The sequence below is a fragment of the Candidatus Methylomirabilota bacterium genome (assembly GCA_036005065.1).
Lineage (GTDB): Bacteria > Methylomirabilota > Methylomirabilia > Rokubacteriales > DASRDR01 > DASYQW01.
Genome location: DASYQW010000100.1, coordinates 1 through 19,842, shown reverse-complemented (window position 1 = coordinate 19,842; position 19,842 = coordinate 1). Strand labels below are relative to the sequence as shown.

Sequence of the window (19,842 nt, the reverse complement as noted above, 5' to 3'; positions counted from 1 at the left end):
GGGCGGTTGACCAGCCTGCCCTTGATGGCTATCATGGCCACATGAAAAGGGCCAGGATCGCCGAGCTCAAGAACAACCTGTCCCGGTACCTGGAGCACGTCAAGAGCGGCGGCACCGTCCTCGTCCTCGCCAGGGACCAGCCGGTCGCACGCATCATTCCCGTGCAGCGGACCGCGGCCGGACACGGAGGCGACGACGAGGAGCGACTCCGGCGTCTCGAGCGCCGCGGTCTCATCCGACGTGGCGCCGGGGGATTGCCGGAGTGGCTGGGCAAGCGCAAGCCCCCCAAGCTGCGCGGCAGCGTCCTCCGCGACCTCCTCGACGAGCGCCATAGTCGCTGGTGAGGTTCTGGGACTCTTCGGCGCTGGTCGCCCTGTTCGTGGCGGAGCGCGGCACCCGGCACGCCGAGACGTGGCTCCGCGAGGACCCGGTGGTGGTGGTGTGGACGCTCACGCGCGTCGAGGTGCTGTCCGCGCTCGCCCGGCGCCGGCGAGCCGAGCCCGTCGCCGCCCGGCGTCTCACCGCAGCCCGGCGCGAGTTCCTTGACGCCTGGGAACGCTGGTCGGAAATCACGGCCGTCGAGATTGTCCGCCGGCATGCCGAGCGAGTCGTGGAGAGCCATCCTCTCCGGGCCGCCGATGCCTTGCAGATCGGAGCCGCCATCGTGGCGGCCGAGGACGATGTCCCCGCGTTCGAGTTCGTCACCCTCGATACCGATCAGGCGATCGCCGCCGAGCGCGAAGGCTTCCGGGTACTCATCCTCGAATCGAAATAGCCAACGTCCACGACTCAGGAGGACCCAATGAGCACCAGCAGACGTGACTTCCTCAAGGGCGCGGGGGCAGCTGTGGCGGCCGGGACCGGCCTGGGCGTGCCGGCTCTCGGGCGGGCCCAGGGCCGTCCCGGGGTTCCGGCGGAGCCGCTGAAGATCGGCGTGCTCGCGATCCGGGCGGGTATCGCCGCCCCGGTCGGCACCGCCGGGCTCCGCGGGACCGAGTGGTGGGCCGAGCGCGTGAACAGGGCGGGCGGCATCCTCGGGCGCCCGGTCCAGCTCGTCGTCGAGGAGGAGTCCAACCCGAAGGACACGGTGGAGCGATACCGCAAGCTGATCCTCCAGGACAAGGTGGAGGTCGTCCTCGGCGGCATCTCAACCGGGGTCACGCTGGCGCTGGGCCCGGTCGCGGAGGACATGGGGACGCCGTGGCTCTCCTGGGACGGAACGACCCAGAAGGGTGTCGAGGAGACGATGCCCAGCACGAAGTGGGCCTTCCGGAGCGTGGACAACGAGGTCGAGGCCATCGTGGCCGCGATGCTCACCGCCAAGTATTTCAAGGGCATCAAGACGGTAGCGGGCATCGGCAACGACTACTCCTACGGCCACGACTGCTGGGAGTCCTACCAGGCCGTGCTCCGGCGTCACATGCCGGACGTCAAGTTCGTGCTGGGGCTGTTCCCCAAGCTCGGGGCGACCGACTTCACCTCGCACATCGCCTCCATCCAGCAGTCGCGGGCCGACCTCCTGATGTGCTCCTTCTGGTCCGGCGATGCGACCATCATCATGAAGCAGGCGGCCGCGGTCGGGCTCTTCAAGACCATGAAGGGCGTCTTCACCACGGCGGGCGGCGTGCACGATTCGCTCAAGAAGGACTTCACTCCCGAAGGCCTCTTGCTCGGCTACAACTCCATGTACTTCGACGATCCCAAGGGCAGCCCGCTCCTCAAGCAGTTCGTGCGGGAGTACAAGGCCAAGTACAACGAATACCCGCCCTACGAGTGCGACCACGCCTACTTCTGCGCCGAGTCGTACAAGGCGGGGCTGGAGAAGGCCTACGCCGCGGCCGGACAGTGGCCGAGCAAGACCCAGGTCGTCAAGGCCCTCGAGGGGCTGGAGGTCGAGTCCCTGTCGGGGAAGCGCAGCTGGCGCGAGGACCACATCCAGATGTGCAACTTCTACCAGGGGATCACGACCCACAAGAATGCCTACGACTTCGTGACCATCGACCCGCTGGAGATCGTCTCCACCAAGCAGGCGATGAAGCCATCGGGGACCAGGCTCTTCGACTGGATCAGCTCCTGGAAGACCTGATCTCGGAGGGGGGCTCCGCCCCCCGAAGAATGCCCTCCCGGCACAGCCGGGCCGTTCGCCATCCGGCGAACGGATCGGGCCTGCCTCCCCCCGGGACAAACCGGACCAATCGGTGGCGGCGCACGTCGTCAACGTGCTGATGGGCGGCATCTTCCACGCCGCGATCCTCTTCCTGGTCGCGGCGGGCCTCCAGGTGATCTTCGGGGTCCAGAAGATCTTCAATCTCGCCTGCGGCTCCTTCTACGCCCTGGGCGCCTACGTGGGCATCTCGGCAGTCCAGGCCTTCATCGGGGCCGGAGGACCGCCCGGGCTCTTCCTGCTTCCCCTGGCCCTGGCGGGCCTGCTGGTCGGCCTCGTCGGCGTGGTCGTGGAGCGGGGCCTGCTGCGCTTCGTCTATGACCGCGACGAGACGTTCCAGCTCCTGCTGACCTTCGCGCTGGTGTTGATGCTCGAGGACGCCATCCGGATGACCTGGGGAACGGCACCGCAGTCGACGGCCGGGCTCTACCTCGTCTACGGCCAGGTCCGCCTGCTCGGCGCGACCGTGCCCACCTACAACCTCGTCGTCATCGGGGCGAGCCTCGCCATCGCGGCCGGCATCGGCTGGTTCCTCACCCGCACCGCGTTCGGCCGCATCGTGCGGGCGACGGCCGAGAACCGGGAGATGGCCGAGGCGCTGGGGGTGAACATGGCCTCGGTCTACGCCCGGGTGTTCACCCTCGGCACCGCCCTCGGCACCCTGGGCGGGGCGCTGGTCATCCCGGCCACGGCGGCCATGAGCGAGATGGGCATCGAGCTGATCGTCGAGGCTTTCGCGGTGGTGGTGATCGGGGGGCTCGGCAGCATGCGCGGCGCCTTCGTGGGGGCCCTGGTGGTCGGCGTCCTGCGGGCCGTCGCCATCTCGGTGTACCCCGAGCTGGAGATGCTCCTGATCTATCTGATCGTGATCGGAGTCCTCGTCCTCCGGCCGCGCGGGATCTTCGGCGAGGTCGCGGTATGACGGGTCGCCTGGTGCTGGGAGCGGTGACGGCGGGCGTGCTCGTGCTGCCGCTGGTGGCGCCGACCTACCAGCTGACGCTCATGCTGCCCTTCATGGCCTACGCCGTCATCCTGCTGGGCCTCAACCTCCTGTTCGGCTATACCGGCCTCGTCTCCTTCGGCCACGCGCTCTTCATCGGGATCGGGGCCTACACGGGCGCCGTCCTCACCACGCACACCAGGGTCCGCTCGCTGGAGGTGATCCTGCTCACCGCCGCGGTGGCGGCGGCCGCCGTGGCGGCCCCGGTGGGCGCTCTCTGCGTGCGGTACGTCAAGATCTACTTCGGGATGCTCACGCTGGCTTTCGGCATGGTCTTCTACACGTTCTTGCTGAAGTTCTACGGGATCACCGGGGGCGACGAGGGGATGCGCGTGCTCCGCCCCTGGCTCCTCGGGCAGGATCTGGGCGAAATGCCGAAGGTCGCCTACCTGGTCGGTCCCTACTACTACTACTCGGCGGCCGTCCTGGCGCTCGCCACCTTCGGCATGTGGCGGATCGTCCGGTCGCCGTTCGGGCTCTGCCTCCGCACCATCCGCGACAATCCGGTCAAGGCCGAGAGCCTGGGCATCGGGGTCGTCCGCTATCGCTGGTACGCGTTCACGATCTCCGCCGTGTACGCCGCGGTCGGCGGCGCGCTGCTGGGGCCGCCCACCGGCAACGTCGACCCGACGCTCGCCTACTGGACGCACTCCGGCAACATCGTGTTCATGACGCTGCTCGGGGGCTTCGCGCACTTCTTCGGCCCCGTGCTGGGAGCCTTCGTCTTCATCTACCTGCAGGACACGGTGATGTCGGTGGTGCCATACTGGCGGCTCGTCTTCGGCGCGATTCTGGCCTTCCTCGTGATCTGCGCCCCGGGGGGGCTGATGGGCCTCTTCACCCGCCGCCGGCACCCGACCCCCGGGGCGGCCCGCGCGTGATGATCCTGGAAGCCGTGGGCATCGTGCAGTTCTACGGTAACCTCTGCGCACTGGACGGGGTGAGCCTCGGCATCCGGGCCGGGGAGTTCGTCTCCATCATCGGGCCCAACGGCGCCGGCAAGTCGACCCTGATCAACGTGCTCACCGGGGCCCTCCGGCCGACGGCGGGCAGGGTCCGCTTCAGGGAGCAGGACATCAGCGGGATCGGCCCCGTCCGGCTAGCCCGGCTGGGCCTGGTCCGGAGCTTCCAGCTGGTCCAGGTCTTCCCCGAGCTCACCGTGCTCGAGACCCTGGAGGCGGCGGTGGTGTCGCGGCTCGGGCGCGGCACCCGCGTCTTCGCCTCGCTGGCCGGCGACCGTGAGGTCCGGCAGGCCGCCCTCGAAGTGGCCGGGCTCTTCGGACTGGCTGACAAGCGGCACCGCCAAGCCCGCCAGCTCCCGCAGGGGGACAAGAAGCTCCTGGACGTGGCGTCGGCGTTCGCGTTGCGACCGGAGGTGATCCTGCTCGACGAGCCGACCAGCGGCGTCTCCACTCGTGACAAGACGACCATCATGGAGATGCTGGTCACGGCCTCGAAGGGGATCGGGATCCAGGCCATCATCCTCGTCGAGCACGACATGGACATCGTGTTCGGCTACTCCGACCGGATCGTCGCCCTCCACCAGGGCAAGATCCTGGCCGACGGCCCGCCCGGGGCCATCCGCGGCGACGAGGCGGTCGTGGCCGCCGTCATCGGGCGGCCGCCAGCCGCGCACCCCGGGCCCGGCCTGGCCCGTCCCACCCCGTCCGCCTGATGCTCGAGGTCGACGGGCTCAACGTCTTCATCGAGACGAGCCACATCCTGCGCGACGTCTCGCTTCGCGTGGACCCGGGGGCCCTCGTCTGCCTGGTCGGCCGCAACGGCGCCGGGAAGACGACGACCCTGCGCACCATCATGGGGTACCGCTCCCCCGCCTCGGGGCGCATCGCGTTCCGCGGCCGGGCGCTGGCGGGGCTCCGGACCTACCAGATCGCCCGACTCGGCGTGGCCTTCGCCCCCGAGGACTGCGGGATCTTCGGCGACCTCTCGGTGGCGGAGAACATCGAGATCGCGACGTGGACGCGCGGCACCGCGCGGCCGGCGCCGGAGCGCGTGGAGCGCGCCTACGCCGTCTTCCCGAGGCTCCGGGCCTATGCCGCGCGGGGCGGCACTCGCCTGTCGGGCGGCGAGCGCAAGATGCTCTCGATCGCGCGCGCCCTCGCGCTGGATCCGGAGCTCTTGCTCCTGGACGAGCCCTTCGAGGGCCTCGCGCCGGCTATCATTCCGCAGATCACCGACAGCATCGGGGCCATCGCGCGCCTCGGCTGCGGCATCCTGCTGGCCGAGTCGAACATCCACCACGTTCCACCCCAGGCGAGCCGCCTCTACGTGCTGGAGCGGGGCGAGATCATCTATCACGGGCCCCCGGGCGACGTCGTCCGCGAGCCGGCCGTGCTCCGCGTGATCGGGGGTGGCGTCGCGCCGGCGACCGGGGCCTGACGGGGCACGCCGCGCGGGTGGCGCCGCCGTGCGGCCCGCGCCGAGCACGACGAAGGCGACCGGCACCTCGCCGTGGAGCGCGTCGGCGACGCCGACCACCGCGCACTCGACCACCAGGCCGGACTCGAGCAAGCCGCGCTCGACTTGCGCCGGCGCCACGTTCGAGCCCCCGACCAGGATGATCTCCGTCAGCCGCCCGACCACGCACAGCCGGCCGCGCGCATCGACGTGGCCGCGATCGCCGGTCGCCCACCAGCCGTCCGCGGGCATCGGCGTCGCGGCGTCGGCGGTCCAGTATCCCTCCAGATTAGGACACTACCCGCGCCCATTACCACCGAGCGCGGCCATGCTCCTCCGCCTCGCGCAGAGGAGCTCGGACCACTTGACAGACTTCACGCCATTCCGGCAAGATTCCTGCCGATGCCGTATCTCACTCTCGCTTTGCTCGTCTACCTCACGCTCGACTTTGGAAATCCGTTGATGCCGGGTGCAGTCTCTTTCAACGCGAATGAGTCGGTAGATGCCATGCGGGGCGGTGAGTTTCGCGGACACCAAGAAGTCGTCACCGCTCCTTCTGCCCAACCGGCGCCCCTGGACATCCCGGACGACAGGCATCAGCCCTCGATCCGTCGTCTTTCGCCGGCGTATCCGCTCAAGCCGCCCTTCAGGCCACCTCGCCGGATTCATCCTCGGCCGGCTGGATCCGTCCCCTCCTCCGACGACCACTAGCCGCTAGTTCGGCTCCTCCGTCCTGAGCGCTCGTGCCCCCGGAGAGATAGCACCCGGGTGGGCATGAGACTCGATCGCGGCGCCATCCGATCGCTGCCCGCCCGGGCCGCCACAACTCGACGGGTGGATACATGGAGGAGAAGACGGATGAAGATCAAAGAGGGGTACGAGGGGCTCGTCGTTGCCCTGCTGATGTTGCTGGTCTCGATGGTGCTGATCCTCGGTCTCAAGCTTCTACGATGACCGGTTGGCATATCCTGCGAGCAGCAGTCGAGTTCGTCCTCGATCCTTCGCTCCTGATCGTCGTCGGCGCGGCGGGCGGGTTGGTCTGGGCTAACGCGGCTCCGGCCTCGTACGCGGCTGTCAGCCACGCCCTCCACTTTCCGGTGAACGACGTCGGCATGGTGTTCTTCTTCGGGCTCGCGATGAAGGAGGTTGTCGAGGCCGTCCTGCCGGGCGGCCCACTGGAGTCGCCCCGCCGGGCCGCGATGCCGCTGCTGGCAGCAATGGGAGGTATGCTCGCGCCGGCGGTGATTCACGTCGGGCTGTCTCTCTGGCTGAGCCAGCGCGAGTTGGCGCATGGCTGGGCCATTCCGTGCGCCACCGATATCGCCTTCAGCTACCTGGTATCCCGTCTCATCTTCGGCGCCCAGCATCCGGCCATCCCATTCCTGCTGCTGCTGGCGATTGCGGACGATGCGCTGGGCCTGGTGATTCTGGCGGTCTTCTACCCGGCCGGGGAGACACGCCTGGGTGAGTGCGTCGCGATCCTGGCGGGGGCGATCCTGGTTTCCTGGCTTTTGCGGCGTCGATCCGTGGCCAACTTCTGGGCGTACATCCTGTTAGCCGGGACGGTTTCCTGGACGGCGCTGTTCCGGGGCGGTCTCCATCCCGCGTTGGCCCTCGTCCCTGTCATCCCCTTCATTCCACATGAGGAACGGGACCGAGGCATCCTGTGTCCCCAGGAGCGAGGAGCGACGGATCCGCTCAACCGATTCGCGCAGTGGTGGCACGTCCCCGTTCAGGTGATTCTGTTTTTTTTTGCGCTGGTGAACGCCGGAGTGCCGGTGTCCAGCGTGGGGGCGGGAACCTGGGTCGTGTTGGCCGGTCTGATCATCGGGAAGCCGGTGGGGATTCTCCTGGTGACGGCGGCGGGTGTGCTGGGAGGGCTCCGTCGGCCGTCGGGGGTGACGTGGGCCGACATGAGCATCGTGGGGCTGGCCGCCGGGATTGGCTTCACGGTCTCCCTGTTCTTCGCGACGGCGGCGTTTCCCGGCGAGATACGCTTACTGTCTGAGACGAAGATGGGCGCGCTCTTGAGTTTCGGGAGTGGCGGGATTGCCGTGGCGTTAGCCGTCGTGCTGAAGGTCGGCCGCTTCGGGCGGGAGCGCTATCTCTCGATGCCCGGCTGAGATCCCCTCCTCGAGCGCGGGCGCGTGGAGAGCCGCGCGGCGAGTCGATGGGCCGCCTCGGTGAGGCCCCCGGGCAGGAGCACCACGATGACGACGAAGAGGGCCCCGAAGATGAGGAGGTGAACGTCGACCCAGCGGATCGCCAGGTACTCCTTGAAGACGACGTAGAAGGCGGCGCCCAGTACGGGACCCTGGAGAGTCCCCACGCCCCCGATGAAGGTGATCAGCACCGCGTCGAAGGTCCATGTCGGGCTGAAGGGATGCTGGGGATAGAAGCTGATGTGGTAGTAGGCGAAGAGCCCGCCGGCGAGACCGGCCAGGGCCGTCGACAGCGCGACCGCCCGGAGCTTGAGGCCGAAGGCCCCGACGCCTGACGCCTCGGCTGCCGCTTCGTCCTCGCGCACGGCCTGCATGCCGAGGCCGAGACGGGAGCCCGCGAGCGCCGTCACGACGAGGACCGACCCGAGGGCCAGGGCGAGCGCCAGGTAGTAGCGCGCCGTCAGGCGGTAGCCCGCGATGGCCGGGGCCGGCAGCGTCGAAATCTCCGGGAGCACGTTGCCGACCGTGATGCGCAGGATCTCCGCCAGGGCCAGGGTGCCGATCGCGAAGTAGGCTCCCCGCAGCCGAAAGGCGGCCAGGCCCAGGGCGATGCCGGCGGCGGTCGCGGCCGCGGCGCCCGCCGTCATGGCGAGGGGGATCGGCATCCCCGCGATCCACAGGCTCCGCGTGACCAGGCACCCGAGGCCGAAGAACGCGGCGTGGCCGAGATTCACCTGTCCGGCGAACCCGGCGATGATGTTCCAGCTCTGAGCCAGGGTCACCGACAGGAGAAAGAGGACGCCGAGGTTGAGCAGATCCTCCCGCCGGACGGCCAGCGGCAGGAGGCCCAGGCCGGCCAGCGCCAGGACGATGCCGGCCAGCCAGCCGACGTCCACCCGGTAGAGCGGCGTCACGGACGACCGAACAACCCCTGGGGCCGCGCGATCAGGACACAGAAGAAGAGGAGCAGTCCCACGACCTCGCGATACGGCCCGCCGAAGGCGGTGGCGCTGGCCGCCTCCGCCAGGCCGAGCACCAGGCCACCCACGAAGGTCCCGAAGGCGGAGCCGAGCCCGGCCAGGACGATGACGATGAGAGCCTTCAAGGTCCACTCGAGCCCGATGGCGGGGCTGATGGAATGCCCGACGCTCACGAGGCTCCCGGCGGCGCCGGCCAGACCGGTGCCGATCGCGAAGGCCAGCAAGTAGGCCCGCCGCACGTCGATCCCGAGCAGAGACGCGGCCTCCCAGTCCTCCGCCGTCGCCCGGATGGCCTGACCCCAGCGCGCCCGGCTCAGGAAGAGGTGGGTGAGGGCGATCAGAGCGAGCGCCACGCCCAGGCTCAGGAGGCGCGCCAGCGGCAGGACCAGCCCGCCCACGACGATCGCCTGGCCGCCGTAAGCCGTCGTGATCGAGCGCTCGTCCGCGGTCCAGAGCCGGACGGCCAGAGCGTGGAGGGTCAGGGCGAGCCCGAAGCCGACCAGGAGCGAGTTCTTGATCCGCGTCTCCTCGTCCAGCCGGACGACGAAGCCGAAGACGGCCCCGTAGAGCCCGAGGCCGAGCGCCGCCGACAGCGGGATGACGAGGAGGAGCGAGACGAACGGGTCGAGCCCGAGCAGGGCGAAGAGCCAGAAGGCCACGTAGCCGCCCACCATGATCAGCTCCCCGTGGGCGACGTTGAGCACCTTGAGGACGCCGAAGATCAGCGACAGCCCGGCCGCCGCCAGGCCATAAAGGCCGCCCAGCAGGAGGCCCAGCACGAGCTGCTGGAGGAGGATCCTCACAGGGCCAGCGGCCCCAGATACGCCCGCCGCACCTCGGGATCGTCGAGGAGCGCGGCCCCCCGCCCCTGCCCGACGATCCGGCCATGCTCGAGCAGATAGCCCCGGTGGGCGAGCGCCAGGGATGCCCGCACGTTCTGCTCCACCAGGAAGATCGAGACGCCGGCCCGATTGATCTCGGCAAAGACCTCGAAGATCGCGTCGACCACCCGCGGGGCGAGGCCGAGGGAGGGCTCGTCGAGCATGAGGAGCCGGGGCCGGGACATCAGCGCGCGTCCGATGGCCACCATCTGCTGCTCGCCGCCCGAGAGCGCCCCCGCGAGCTGCCGCCGTCGTTCGCGCAGGCGCGGGAAGATCTCGTGGACGCGGCTCAGGGTCGCGTCTTTCTCGCGGAGGGCCCGCGCGGTGAAGGCGCCCAGCACCAGGTTCTCCTCGACGGTCATCCGGCCGAACAGGCGCCGCCCCTCGGGGACCATCGCGATGCCGCGGTCGACGATCCGGTGGGGCGCCAGCCGGCTGAGCTCTTCGTCCTCCCACCGGACGACGCCGGCCTGGGGCCGCGTGAGACCCGCGATGCAGCGCAGGAGCGTCGTCTTCCCGGCTCCGTTGGAACCCACCAGCGCGACGATTTCCCCGGCCGCGATGCGGACGCTCACGCCCGACAGGGCCCGGAACTCGCCGTACGAGGCGTCCAGGTCGCGGACCTCAAGCACGCGGGCTCCCGCCGGGCCCCGCGCGGCCGAGGTACGCGTCGACGACCGCCGGGTCGGCGGCGACGGCGCCGGGGGGCCCGTCGGCGATCTTCTCCCCGGCGCTCAGGACGACGATACGCTGGGAGAGGTCGAGGAGGGCCCAGACGATGTGCTCGACGAGGACGAGCGTGACGCCCTGGCCGTGGACCCGGCGGATCATCCGCATCGCCTCGGCCGTCTCGGTTTCGTTCAGGCCGGCCATGAACTCGTCGAGCAAGAGAAGGTCGGGACCGGTGGCCAGGGCGCGCGCCAGCTCGAGGCGCCGGCGCTCCATCAGGGTGAGCCGGCTGGCCTTGAGATGCCCCTTGCCCTCGAGCCCGACCAGCGCGAGCTGGCGCTCGGCCTCCCCGGCCGCCGTCCGGCCCCGCGTGCCCCGCCGGCCGTAGAGCTGTCCCACCAGGACATTCTCGAGCGCGGTGAGGCCCGGGAACGGACGGACGTGCTGGAACGTGCGGGCGATGCCCCCGGCACAGACCCGGTGGGGGCTGAGCCCGGTGATGTCCGCCTCGCGGAGCCGGATCCGGCCCCGGTCGGGCCGGAGGGCCCCACCGATCAGGTTGAAGAGCGTCGTCTTGCCCGAGCCGTTCGGCCCCATGACGCCCAGGACTGCGCCCTCGGGCACGGTGAAGCTCACCTGACGCACCGCCTGCACGCCCGAGAAGGCCTTGGAGACGCCCTCGAGCGTGAGGAGCGCCATTCAGCGCTTGGAGAAGGCCGGCGCCGGATAGCCCAGTGGGGCGGTGGCGAACTCCTTGGGCCAGACCAGCTCCTGCTTGCCGTTGAGCCACTGGATGAACACGGACTGGACGATCCCGGTGCCGTCGGGCCGGAACTTGACCGGGCCGATGACCGTGGTCATGTCGGTGGCGGCGACGGCGTCGCGGATCTTCTCGCGGTCGAGGCTGCCGGCCTTGGCGAGCGCCGCGGCCAGGATCTGCACGCACGCGTACGACGGCCCGGTGATCGGATCGGCCGGGCGCCCGAGGCGCTTCTGGTGCGCCTCGTTCAGCTCGGCCACCCCCGGATACTTCACGGCGTGATGCCAGCCGGGGGCGAGGAGCACGTAGTCACCGTCCTTGCCCAGGTTCTTGGCCCAGACGGGAGGGTCCGGAGCCCGGATAAAGAGCGCGAGCTTGGGGTTGAAGTCGAGCTCCCTCATCTGCTTGACGAGGGTCATGCCGTCGGGCGGCGTCGGGAGCGCGAAGGCGACGTCGGCCTGGGCGGACTTGGCCTTGAGGATCCCGTCGGCGAAGTCCTTCGCTCCCGGGGCGTATTCCACGTGCGCGACGACCTGATACCCCGCCGCCTTGCCGGCCTCCGTCCAGGCCGCTGCCATCTCCCGGCCCCAGTCGGTCTTCTCCTGGAAGATGGCCGCGCGCTTGGGGCGGTCCGCCGCCGGAATGGAGCCGAGCAGGCCGACCAGCTCGCGCCCGATGTCGGGCGACTTCCAGAAGGGCGAGAAGAGATAGCGGAACCCTTGCTGGTGGATCTTGTGGAGCGCGAAGGCCACGCCGAGATAGGGGATCTTGTTCTTCTCGGCCACCGACGCCGCCGCCGCGTGGAGATCGGAGCCGAACCCGCCCAGATAGGCGACGACGCCCTGAGCCGCCAGCGTCTCCAGGCGGCTCACCGTCTTGGTGGCATCGGATTCGTCATCGAGCAGCACCAGCTCCAGAGGCCGCTTCGCCCCGCCCACGGTGACGCCTCCCGCCCGGTTGACGTCCTCGACGGCGATCTCGTACCCCGCCCGGACCTGGGCTCCGCCGGCCGCGTATCGCCCGGTCAGCGGCACCGCCGCACCCACCTTGATCCCCTGGGCCGTCGTGATCGTCGGCCACGCGGCGAGTCCGACCGCCAGGACCAGAGCGAAGCCCCCTCGGAACCACGCACGTCGCGTCATGACGTCCTCCTGGGTGATGCCCTGCTGCGCGGATGTGGCCGTCCGGGCAGTTGTGGACGCTCGGGACGGCGATGCGGCGCCCTCGGCGATTCCGGATCGCCGGGCGGGCACAACGCCCTTGACACCGGCCGCCCGGCGCCCCTAACGTGGCTGACGTTATCCAAGAAAGCCAGCCGGTGTCAATCGGATGGGAAAGGGAGTCCGCTCGCCCGAGCGTGTACACCCCCGGGAGACTTGAGATGACCACCCCGTACCGGGCCGATCAGGTAGGCAGCTTCCTGCGACCCCCGGAGCTCGTGAAAGCCCAGGCCGACGCCGGGATGGACGCCGAGCGCCGGCGGGCGCTCGAGGACCGGGAGATCCTCCGCGTGCTCGCGAAGCAACGGGAGCTGGGCTTCGAGATCTTCACCGACGGCGAGCTGCGGCGACGGAACTTCATGAGCGACCTCGTCGATTCGGTGGAGGGCTTCGACCTCGGCGACACGGTCGCGCGCACGTGGCGCGCCGGGGCCGGCGCGCCCGCCGGGGTGAGCAGCGTGACGGGCATCGTGACCGCCAAGCTCCGGCCGCGCCGCCGCCTCACCGCCCACGAGCTTCCCTTTCTCAACCAGCACAGTCCCGGCGCGATCAAGATGACGCTGCCCAGCGCCACCCAGTTTCCGGCCATCGCGTACAAGCACGGCGTCACCGACCAGGTCTACCCGAGCCACTCGGACCTCCTGTGGGACATCGTGCCGATCATCAGGTCCGAGGTGCAGGCGCTGGTCGACGAGGGCGTACACTACGTCCAGATCGACGCGCCGCGCTACAGTTATTACGTCGATCCCAAATGGCGAGACTACATCCGAACCGAGATGGGGCTGGATCCGGAGGCCGCCCTGGACGAGGCCGTCCGGGCCGACAACGCCTGCCTGGAAGGCGCCCGACGCCCGGGCGTGACCGTGGCCATCCACCTCTGCCGGGGCAACAACCGGAGCCACTGGTACGCCGAGGGCGGCTACGACCCCATCGCGGAGAAGCTGTTCGGCTCACTCGAGGTGGACCGCTTTCTCCTGGAGTACGACGACGCGCGCTCCGGCACATTCGCCCCGCTGCGATTCGTCCCGCGGGACAAGGCGGTGGTACTGGGACTGGTGAGCAGCAAGCGGCCGGAGCTCGAGTCGCCGACCGAGCTCGGCCGGCGCATCGACGAGGCCTCCCGCTACGTTCCGCTCGAGCGCCTGGCCCTCAGCCCGCAGTGCGGCTTCGCCTCCACCATGGAGGGCAACCTGCTCTCCGAGGAGGCGCAGTGGGCCAAGCTCGAGCTGGTGGTGGATACCGCCCGCCAAGTCTGGGGCGCGCCGACGACCCGATCCTGACGGCCGCCTCCGGACGCGAGGGAACTTCGGCCCGGGGGCCCTTGAGGCCCGCGCCGACGATCGAGCGAGCCTCCCCGTGCTGATCGAGCTTCCGTACCTCCACAATCCGAAAGCGACCCCGGGCGACGCGATGGTGGCCGCGGTCCTCCGGGCCGTCGAGCGCTGCCGCGCGGGGGGCATCCCCGTCGCCGATCTCCACATCCGCTTCGACTGGTGCCAGTACCGGCAGACCTTCCGCGAGCCGATCGTCGAGCGCCGGTCGGTCGGCGCTGGCGGCGCGCCGGCCGTCCACGAGCTGGCCGTCGACCTCCGGCAGTCCGATCCCGAGACGCTCGAGCCGCTTGCGGAGGCGGCGCTCCGGCACCTGCTGGCGGATGCCGCGGCGCGCAGCGACCGACTGTACCTCGAGGAATTCGGTCCCCTTCGGAGCAGCCTGATCTGGCGGTTCAACGCGCTCTACTGGCGCGAGATCGACCACTGGGAGCGGACCTTCCAGCGGGGCTTCGAGGCGGCTCTGCCCGGCGGCAAGTCGGACGCCTCCAACCCGGCCCAGATCGAGGAGGGCGTCCAGCAGTTCTTCGACGGCCTCCGGGCCCTCGACAAGCGCGGAGTCTTGCCGCCGGAGCTGTTCGTCCTCGAGATCGGCGCCGGCACCGGCGAGCGCGCCGGCCTCTGGCTCGACCGCTTCCGTGACCTCGCCGAATCGCACGCCAAGGACTATTACGGCCGGGTCCGGTTCCTGCTCTCCGACTACTCGATGCCGATGCTCGAGCGGGCCCACGGCAACGTCCTGCACCACGTCGACAAGGTGTCGTTCATCGCCCTGGATGCCCTGGACCCGCTCAAGACCCTGTCCTTCCTCCGCTACAAGATCCTGTTCATTCACCTGTCGAATCTGTGGGACAACCTGCCCACCGACGAGGTCGCCAGGCGCGACGGTCACCTCTACCTCGTCGAGGGCCGCGCTTACGTGGCCCGCGACGCCGCCGCCGAGATCGCGGGCACCCACGGGATCGAGCCGGACCGCCTCCTCCGCCAGCTCGAGTTCCTCCTCCGGACGGGCCCCGATGCGTTCCCCGACCCGACCGACGGCGTGCGGTTCTGGCGGGAGCTGTGGCGGCTCGTCCGACTGGAGGAGCGCTACGTCCCCATCCCCGACGTCCGGGACGCGCCGCCCGTCCCTGGCCTGGATCCCGAGGTCCTCGCGGACTGTCTCGACCGCTGCCCGCGCGACCTCCGCTGCCACCTGTCGAACGGAGCGGTACAGTCGTTCGTTCGCACCCTCCCGCTCCTCCATCCCAAGGGGATCCTGCAGGTGCAGGACCTGTTCGTGACCGACCTGGCCGACTACAACCGGGGCTTCCGGGGCCCCGGCAAGCTCGACGGAAGCATCGTAAACTGGGTGAACGGGGCGCTGATCCGGGCGGCGGCCGACCGGCTCGGCTACCGGGTGGACGCGACTCCCTTCCGCTACCGGCCCGGCTCGGCGATCACGGTGTTGACGACGTCACTCAAGGACTGACAGGCGGTGAGCCCATGACCCTCGCCCACCCATGGCGTGGAGCGCCGCCGCTCCCCCCCAGGCTCAACTGACGCCATGCGGGAGCTCGACGCCCGCCCGATCCTCCCGACGGCCGTGGTGGGGTCCTACTCGATGCCCGGCTGGCTCGAGCGCCTCAAGACGGACTTCTTCCTCCGCCGGATCAGCGCCCACGAGCTGGACGAGATCCACGACGCCGTCACCAAGGCCGCCATCAAGGACCAGGAGATGGCTGGCCTCGACATCATCACCGACGGCGAGCTGCGGCGCGACAACATGGTGGACTACTTTCTGGTGCGGCTCCCGGGCGTCCAGGTGGACCACGCCTCCAAGCGCTTCTACTACGACTTTTACGACGCCATCGTCCGCGGGAAGATTCCGATGGCGCCGCTGCGTCTCGGGCCGGACCTGGACGTCCTTCGCCGGAACACGCGGCGGGCCGTCAAATTCACGGTGACGGGCCCGCACTGCCTGGCCAAGCGGATCCGCAACGAGCATTACGGCGGAGAGGCCGCGCTGGCCCTGGACCTGGCGCGGATCCTCAACCTCGAGCTTCGGGAGCTGGCGCGAGCCGGGGCGGCGTACATCCAGATCGACGAGCCCTACTATTCGGGATTTCCCGACGACCTCGAGTGGGGGGTGCGCGTCCTGAACGCGATGGTGGAGGGCGTCGAGGCTAAGATCGGGCTCCACATCTGCTTCGGCAACCGCTACGGAAAGCCGACCTGGGAAGGCTCCTACCGCTACCTTTTCCCGCGCATCCTCGAGGCTCAGGTCCACCAGCTCACCCTCGAGTTCGCGCGGCGCGGGTACGAGGAGCTCGAGCTCTTCCGGGAGTGGAAGTGCCCCTTCGAGCTCGGGCTCGGCGTCATCGACGTGAAGTCGCCCGACGTGGAGTCGCCGGCGACCGTGGCCCAGCGCATCCGCACGGCGCTGGCCGTGGTGCCGGCCGAGCGGCTCTACGTGAATCCGGACTGCGGTCTTCTCCACGTGCCACAGGATGTCGCCTTCCGGAAGCTCAGGGCCATGGTCGAGGGCGCGGCCCTCGTCCGCCGCGAGCTGGCCGGCGGGGCATGAACCGGGTCGTCGTCAACCAGCTCCGCCAGCGCCTGGCCCGGGGCGAGTTCGTGGTCATGGTCGAGATCACCCCCAGCCGCGGCAGCCGCCTGGCCGAGCACGCCCGGGGGGCCGCCGCCCTGACCGTCGTGCCCCGGATCGCCGCGGCCAGCATCACGAGCAACGCCGGCGGTCATCCCGGGGAGGATCCCATCCCGATTGCGAGGGCCGTCGCCGACGTGGGGCTCACCCCCAACGTCCACCTCACCTGCGTCTGGATGGACCGCCGGGGACTCGGACGGGATCTCGACCGCCTCCAGGCGCTGGGCCTCGAAAACGTGTTCGCCATGACCGGAGACTGGCCGGCCGAGCGCACGACCGTGCGGCCACGCTACGACCTCGACTCGGTCCAGCTCACCGCGCTCGTCGCCGAGCGGCGGGCGGCCGGTTTCCCCTTTCACGTCGCGGTGGCGGTCTCCCCCTTCAAGTACACGGAGGCGGAGACCATGCTGCAGTACCTGAAGCTCGAAAAGAAGCGAGCCGCCGGGGCGGACGTGGCCATCACGCAGCTCGGCTTCGACACCGCCAAGTTCGCGGAGCTGGTCCGCTATCGGGACGAGCATGCCCCCGGCCTCCCCCTGATCGGCTGCGTCGCGGTGCTCAGCCGGCGGGTCGCCGAGAAGATCGCGGCGGGGGAGCTCGCGGGGTGCACGATCGCGCCCCCGCTGCTGACGGCCGTCCGCCGCGAGTCCGGAGCCCCCGACGGCGGCCGGGCGGCGGCCCTCGAGCGGACGGCCCAGGTCATCGCCGTGCTGCGGGGACTCGGCTACGCCGGCGTCTACCTCGTCGGGCTGACCCGCCGTCCCCGCGAGATCGCCGAGCTCCTGGCCCGGTCCGACGCGCTCGCCCCCGACTGGAAAGCCGCCGCCGCCGCGCTCGCCCTCGGCCGGCGGGATGGCTTCCTTCTCTACGAGCCCGCCACCGCCGAGCGCCGCTGGTGGCACTTCTCGACGCTCCGCCACCGCCTCTTCAGCGCGGCCAGCCACCTGGCCCCCGTCCCCGGCACCGCGGTGCACGGCCTCCTCAGGCGCGCGGCCGCCGCGGTGGACCGCCGGCCGGGGCTCGTCACCCTGACGCGCACGGTCGAACAGGCCCTGAAGATCCCGACCTTCGGCTGCAAGGAGTGCGGCAACTGCGTCCTCTCGTACATGGAGTACGTGTGCCCCATGACTTGCCCGAAGGACCAGCGGAACGGGGCGTGCGGCGGCTCGACCGACGGCTGGTGCGAGGTCGAGCGGAAGCCGTGCATCTGGATCGAGGTCTACGAGCACGCCCGGCGGGCCCGCCGGCTCGAGGGCCTGCGGGTCTTCGTCCCGCCCCCGGACCGGTCGCTCCATGGCACCTCCTCCTGGCTGAACTATTTCCTGGGTCGCGACGTCCGCCCGCAGGCCGGCTCCTCCGAGACACCCACGGCAGCCGCGGGTTCTCGGTAGCGCCGGGCGAGGCACCTTCCTGGTATTTATTTTCGAATCGGAGTAATATCGCTAATAGTGCCCGGTATTGTTAGCGGCCCTGAAAATCCCCAGAAACACCTGACGTGACGAAGGCTCCCGGCCGACATCTTCGCCGCCCAGAGGGGTACACGGCCTACCTGCCCGATCCTCTGCCGCCCGAGATCGTGTGGAGCCCCGAGCTGGTCCGGGCCCTTTCCGATGGCGACCGCATGGTCGGGAAGCTGGCCGGGGAGGGCGCCCGGCTGCCAAACCCGCACCTCCTCATCCGGCCGTTCATCCGCCGGGAAGCCGTGCTCTCCAGCAAGATCGAGGGCACCCAAGCCACCCTCGGCGAGCTGCTGGCTGCCGAGGCCGGGGCTGCCGTTGAGCGAAGCCCGGCCGACCTGCGGGAGGTCGGCAACTACGTGATCGCCCTGGAGCATGGAATCAAGCGCCTCAAGACGCTCCCGCTCTCCCTCAGGCTGGTCAGGGAGCTCCACGAGAAGCTCATGCGGGGTGTCCGCGGGGACCACGCCACCCCGGGCCAGTTTCGCCGGTCGCAGAACTGGATCGGCCCGCCTGGGTGCACGCTGGCCAATGCCGTCTACGTGCCTCCGCCTCCTGGCGAGTTGATCACATGTCTCGGTGACTGGGAGAAGTTCCTTCACGACCGAAGCCTGCCGCCGCTCGTGCAGGTGGCGCTAATCCACTACCAGTTCGAAGCGATCCATCCCTTTCTTGATGGCAACGGGCGCGTCGGGCGGTTGCTCATCACGCTGTTCCTGATCGAGCGCGGCATCGTGCCGGCGCCGCTGCTGTATCTCAGCGCGTTCTTCGAGGCCACGCGGCGCGACTACTACGAGCGCCTGCGCGGCGTCGGTGAGCGCGGCGAGTGGACGGAGTGGCTACACTACTTCCTCAACGGTGTCGCGCGGCAGTCGGAAGACGCGCTGAGCCGGGCCGGAAGAATCAACCGGCTGCTCGAGCAATGGCGAGTGGCTGTTGCGGGCGCCGCGTCGAGGACCCCGCTGGCCCTCGTCGACCAGCTCGCGGCCAACCCGTACCTGACGATCAAAGGGGCGGCGAAGCAGTTGGGCGTGGCGTTCACCACGGCCCAGCGCGCGGTGGCGCGGCTGGAGCGGCTGTCCATTCTCACCGAGATCCGTCGCGCCCGACGCGATCGCGTCTACTGCGCGGAGGCCCTCCTGGACATCCTGGAGGAGCCGGCTCGACTGACGCCCGGGGAGGAGCCCTGACGGCCCGCGGACGACGACGGACGGGAACGGCCGGCGGCTGAGGTCGCCACGCTCGGTCGTCTTCGGCCATGGAGTTCATCGTTCGCGCCGACGTGCTCGTGGGCTCCCATGTGTCCGATCCGCTTGCCGCACGCGTCACCCGTGGTGTATGTTCGCGGGTGAGAAGGGCGCCCCGCCCGCGCACCGCCAACTCGGGAGAGGAGACCTCCATGCCCGCGACATCGCTGCCTTTGATCCCCGCGACGGTCGTCGGCTCCCACGGGAAGCCCGGCTGGTGGTACGTCGCCGTCAAGGCGTGGGAGGCCGGAGAGCTCGGCCCGGCCGACCTCGAGGAGATGCTCGACGACGCCGCCGACACCGCGATCCGCGACATGGAGCGGGCCGGGCTCGACATCATCACCGACGGCGAGGTCCGGCGGCTCGACGGCTACGTGGACTCCTATTACGCCATCATCAAGGGGATCCAGCCGATCCCCGTCCGCCGGAAGGTCGGGCCCTGGGGATACGACCAGCAGACGCGCTACGAGGCCGTCGGTTCGATCGAGACGCCCGAGGGCGGGCTCGGGATCGTCAAGGAGTTCGCATACCTCAAAGCCCACACCACGCGCGCCACCAAGGCGACGTGCGCCGGACCGCTGACCTTCGGGTCCCGCATCCACCCGGGCACGGTCTACAAGGGCGTGGTCGACGTCGCCGAGCGCTTCGCCGACGTCATCAACCAGGAGCTCCGGGGCCTGGTGGCGGCCGGGGCGGAGTTCATCCAGATCGACGAGCCCGCCCGCGGGCACGTCTCGGGTCAGGAGATGGCGCGCCTCTTCAACAGGGCGACCGAGGGCGTCCGGGCCAAGCTCGCCTTTCACGTCTGCTTCGGAAACCGCTTCGGCCGCTCCCGGTTCGACCGGACCTACCGACCCTATTTCCCAGCGCTCCTCGAGGCGCGGGCGGACCAGTTCGTGCTGGAGT

The 19,842-nt window shown here is 69.9% G+C and carries 19 protein-coding genes; 14 read left to right on the top strand and 5 right to left on the bottom strand.

Annotated elements, in window-relative coordinates:
* Positions 1 to 41: 41 nt before the first annotated feature.
* The 8 genes from VGW35_07455 to VGW35_07420 all read left to right on the top strand — a co-directional run bounded on the left by VGW35_07455 (position 42) and on the right by VGW35_07420 (position 7,705).
* Positions 42 to 344: a type II toxin-antitoxin system prevent-host-death family antitoxin gene (locus tag VGW35_07455; protein ID HEV8307489.1), complete on the top strand. Its 303-nt coding sequence runs from the start codon at positions 42 to 44 to the stop codon at positions 342 to 344.
* Positions 341 to 775: a type II toxin-antitoxin system VapC family toxin gene (locus VGW35_07450; protein ID HEV8307488.1), complete on the top strand. Its 435-nt coding sequence runs from the start codon at positions 341 to 343 to the stop codon at positions 773 to 775. Before VGW35_07455 ends, VGW35_07450 begins: the two co-directional genes overlap by 4 nt.
* 27 nt (positions 776 to 802) lie before the next feature.
* Positions 803 to 2,086, top strand: coding sequence for an ABC transporter substrate-binding protein (locus VGW35_07445; protein ID HEV8307487.1), 1,284 nt, complete (start codon positions 803 to 805; stop codon positions 2,084 to 2,086).
* 139 nt (positions 2,087 to 2,225) lie between these two features.
* Positions 2,226 to 3,086, top strand: coding sequence for a branched-chain amino acid ABC transporter permease (locus VGW35_07440; protein HEV8307486.1), 861 nt, complete (start codon positions 2,226 to 2,228; stop codon positions 3,084 to 3,086).
* The gene (locus VGW35_07435; protein ID HEV8307485.1) at positions 3,083 to 4,045 is read left to right on the top strand and encodes a branched-chain amino acid ABC transporter permease; all 963 of its coding nucleotides are present in this window, start codon (positions 3,083 to 3,085) and stop codon (positions 4,043 to 4,045) included. The genes VGW35_07440 and VGW35_07435 overlap by 4 nt, the downstream gene beginning before the upstream one ends.
* Positions 4,045 to 4,839, top strand: a complete 795-nt coding sequence (locus VGW35_07430) for an ABC transporter ATP-binding protein (GenBank protein HEV8307484.1) — start codon at positions 4,045 to 4,047, stop codon at positions 4,837 to 4,839. The genes VGW35_07435 and VGW35_07430 overlap by 1 nt, the downstream gene beginning before the upstream one ends.
* Positions 4,839 to 5,564 carry an ATP-binding cassette domain-containing protein gene (locus VGW35_07425; GenBank protein HEV8307483.1) on the top strand — a complete coding sequence of 242 codons (726 nt, stop codon included), beginning with the start codon at positions 4,839 to 4,841 and terminating at the stop codon, positions 5,562 to 5,564. Before VGW35_07430 ends, VGW35_07425 begins: the two co-directional genes overlap by 1 nt.
* Positions 5,565 to 6,532: 968 nt before the next feature.
* Positions 6,533 to 7,705, top strand: a complete 1,173-nt coding sequence (locus tag VGW35_07420; protein HEV8307482.1) for a Na+/H+ antiporter NhaA — start codon at positions 6,533 to 6,535, stop codon at positions 7,703 to 7,705.
* Here VGW35_07420 and VGW35_07415 read toward each other — a convergent pair.
* Genes VGW35_07415 through VGW35_07395 form a run of 5 tightly spaced genes read right to left on the bottom strand, consistent with a single transcriptional unit; the run spans position 7,684 to position 12,176 of the window.
* Entirely contained in the window at positions 7,684 to 8,658 is a 975-nt protein-coding gene (locus tag VGW35_07415; protein HEV8307481.1) for a branched-chain amino acid ABC transporter permease, read from the bottom strand. The two genes, VGW35_07420 and VGW35_07415, sit on opposite strands and share 22 nt — an antisense overlap.
* The gene (locus tag VGW35_07410; GenBank protein ID HEV8307480.1) at positions 8,655 to 9,527 is read right to left on the bottom strand and encodes a branched-chain amino acid ABC transporter permease; all 873 of its coding nucleotides are present in this window, start codon (positions 9,525 to 9,527) and stop codon (positions 8,655 to 8,657) included. Before VGW35_07410 ends, VGW35_07415 begins: the two co-directional genes overlap by 4 nt.
* The gene (locus tag VGW35_07405; GenBank protein HEV8307479.1) at positions 9,524 to 10,237 is read right to left on the bottom strand and encodes an ABC transporter ATP-binding protein; all 714 of its coding nucleotides are present in this window, start codon (positions 10,235 to 10,237) and stop codon (positions 9,524 to 9,526) included. The genes VGW35_07410 and VGW35_07405 overlap by 4 nt, the downstream gene beginning before the upstream one ends.
* Positions 10,230 to 10,973 carry an ABC transporter ATP-binding protein gene (locus VGW35_07400; protein HEV8307478.1) on the bottom strand — a complete coding sequence of 248 codons (744 nt, stop codon included), beginning with the start codon at positions 10,971 to 10,973 and terminating at the stop codon, positions 10,230 to 10,232. The genes VGW35_07405 and VGW35_07400 overlap by 8 nt, the downstream gene beginning before the upstream one ends.
* Positions 10,974 to 12,176: an amino acid ABC transporter substrate-binding protein gene (locus VGW35_07395; GenBank protein ID HEV8307477.1), complete on the bottom strand. Its 1,203-nt coding sequence runs from the start codon at positions 12,174 to 12,176 to the stop codon at positions 10,974 to 10,976.
* A gap of 239 nt (positions 12,177 to 12,415) precedes the next feature.
* Between VGW35_07395 and VGW35_07390 the strand changes: the two genes are divergently transcribed.
* From VGW35_07390 to VGW35_07365, 6 genes are all read left to right on the top strand, one after another.
* A complete protein-coding gene (locus VGW35_07390; protein ID HEV8307476.1) occupies positions 12,416 to 13,534 on the top strand; it encodes a methionine synthase in 1,119 nt (372 codons plus the stop codon).
* 76 nt (positions 13,535 to 13,610) lie between these two features.
* Positions 13,611 to 15,056 (top strand): class I SAM-dependent methyltransferase, encoded by a 1,446-nt coding sequence (locus VGW35_07385; protein HEV8307475.1) that lies wholly within the window; start codon positions 13,611 to 13,613, stop codon positions 15,054 to 15,056.
* Positions 15,057 to 15,131: 75 nt separating this feature from the next.
* Positions 15,132 to 16,151, top strand: coding sequence for a methionine synthase (locus tag VGW35_07380; protein HEV8307474.1), 1,020 nt, complete (start codon positions 15,132 to 15,134; stop codon positions 16,149 to 16,151).
* The gene (locus VGW35_07375; protein HEV8307473.1) at positions 16,148 to 17,623 is read left to right on the top strand and encodes a methylenetetrahydrofolate reductase C-terminal domain-containing protein; all 1,476 of its coding nucleotides are present in this window, start codon (positions 16,148 to 16,150) and stop codon (positions 17,621 to 17,623) included. The genes VGW35_07380 and VGW35_07375 overlap by 4 nt, the downstream gene beginning before the upstream one ends.
* 104 nt (positions 17,624 to 17,727) lie before the next feature.
* Positions 17,728 to 18,879, top strand: a complete 1,152-nt coding sequence (locus VGW35_07370; protein ID HEV8307472.1) for a Fic family protein — start codon at positions 17,728 to 17,730, stop codon at positions 18,877 to 18,879.
* Between the two features lie 209 nt (positions 18,880 to 19,088).
* Positions 19,089 to 19,842: methionine synthase (locus tag VGW35_07365; protein HEV8307471.1), on the top strand; the 754-nt coding region annotated here is incomplete at its 3' end.

Coding starts and splice junctions, on each gene's coding strand:
- VGW35_07375 (HEV8307473.1), top strand. CDS start 16,148: ATGAACCGGGTCGTCGTCAACCAGCTCCGCCAGCGCCTGGCCCGGGGC.
- VGW35_07395 (HEV8307477.1), bottom strand. CDS start 12,176: ATGACGCGACGTGCGTGGTTCCGAGGGGGCTTCGCTCTGGTCCTGGCG.
- VGW35_07430 (HEV8307484.1), top strand. CDS start 4,045: ATGATCCTGGAAGCCGTGGGCATCGTGCAGTTCTACGGTAACCTCTGC.
- VGW35_07400 (HEV8307478.1), bottom strand. CDS start 10,973: ATGGCGCTCCTCACGCTCGAGGGCGTCTCCAAGGCCTTCTCGGGCGTG.
- VGW35_07420 (HEV8307482.1), top strand. CDS start 6,533: ATGACCGGTTGGCATATCCTGCGAGCAGCAGTCGAGTTCGTCCTCGAT.
- VGW35_07445 (HEV8307487.1), top strand. CDS start 803: ATGAGCACCAGCAGACGTGACTTCCTCAAGGGCGCGGGGGCAGCTGTG.
- VGW35_07380 (HEV8307474.1), top strand. CDS start 15,132: ATGCGGGAGCTCGACGCCCGCCCGATCCTCCCGACGGCCGTGGTGGGG.
- VGW35_07455 (HEV8307489.1), top strand. CDS start 42: ATGAAAAGGGCCAGGATCGCCGAGCTCAAGAACAACCTGTCCCGGTAC.
- VGW35_07435 (HEV8307485.1), top strand. CDS start 3,083: ATGACGGGTCGCCTGGTGCTGGGAGCGGTGACGGCGGGCGTGCTCGTG.
- VGW35_07440 (HEV8307486.1), top strand. CDS start 2,226: ATGGGCGGCATCTTCCACGCCGCGATCCTCTTCCTGGTCGCGGCGGGC.
- VGW35_07425 (HEV8307483.1), top strand. CDS start 4,839: ATGCTCGAGGTCGACGGGCTCAACGTCTTCATCGAGACGAGCCACATC.
- VGW35_07390 (HEV8307476.1), top strand. CDS start 12,416: ATGACCACCCCGTACCGGGCCGATCAGGTAGGCAGCTTCCTGCGACCC.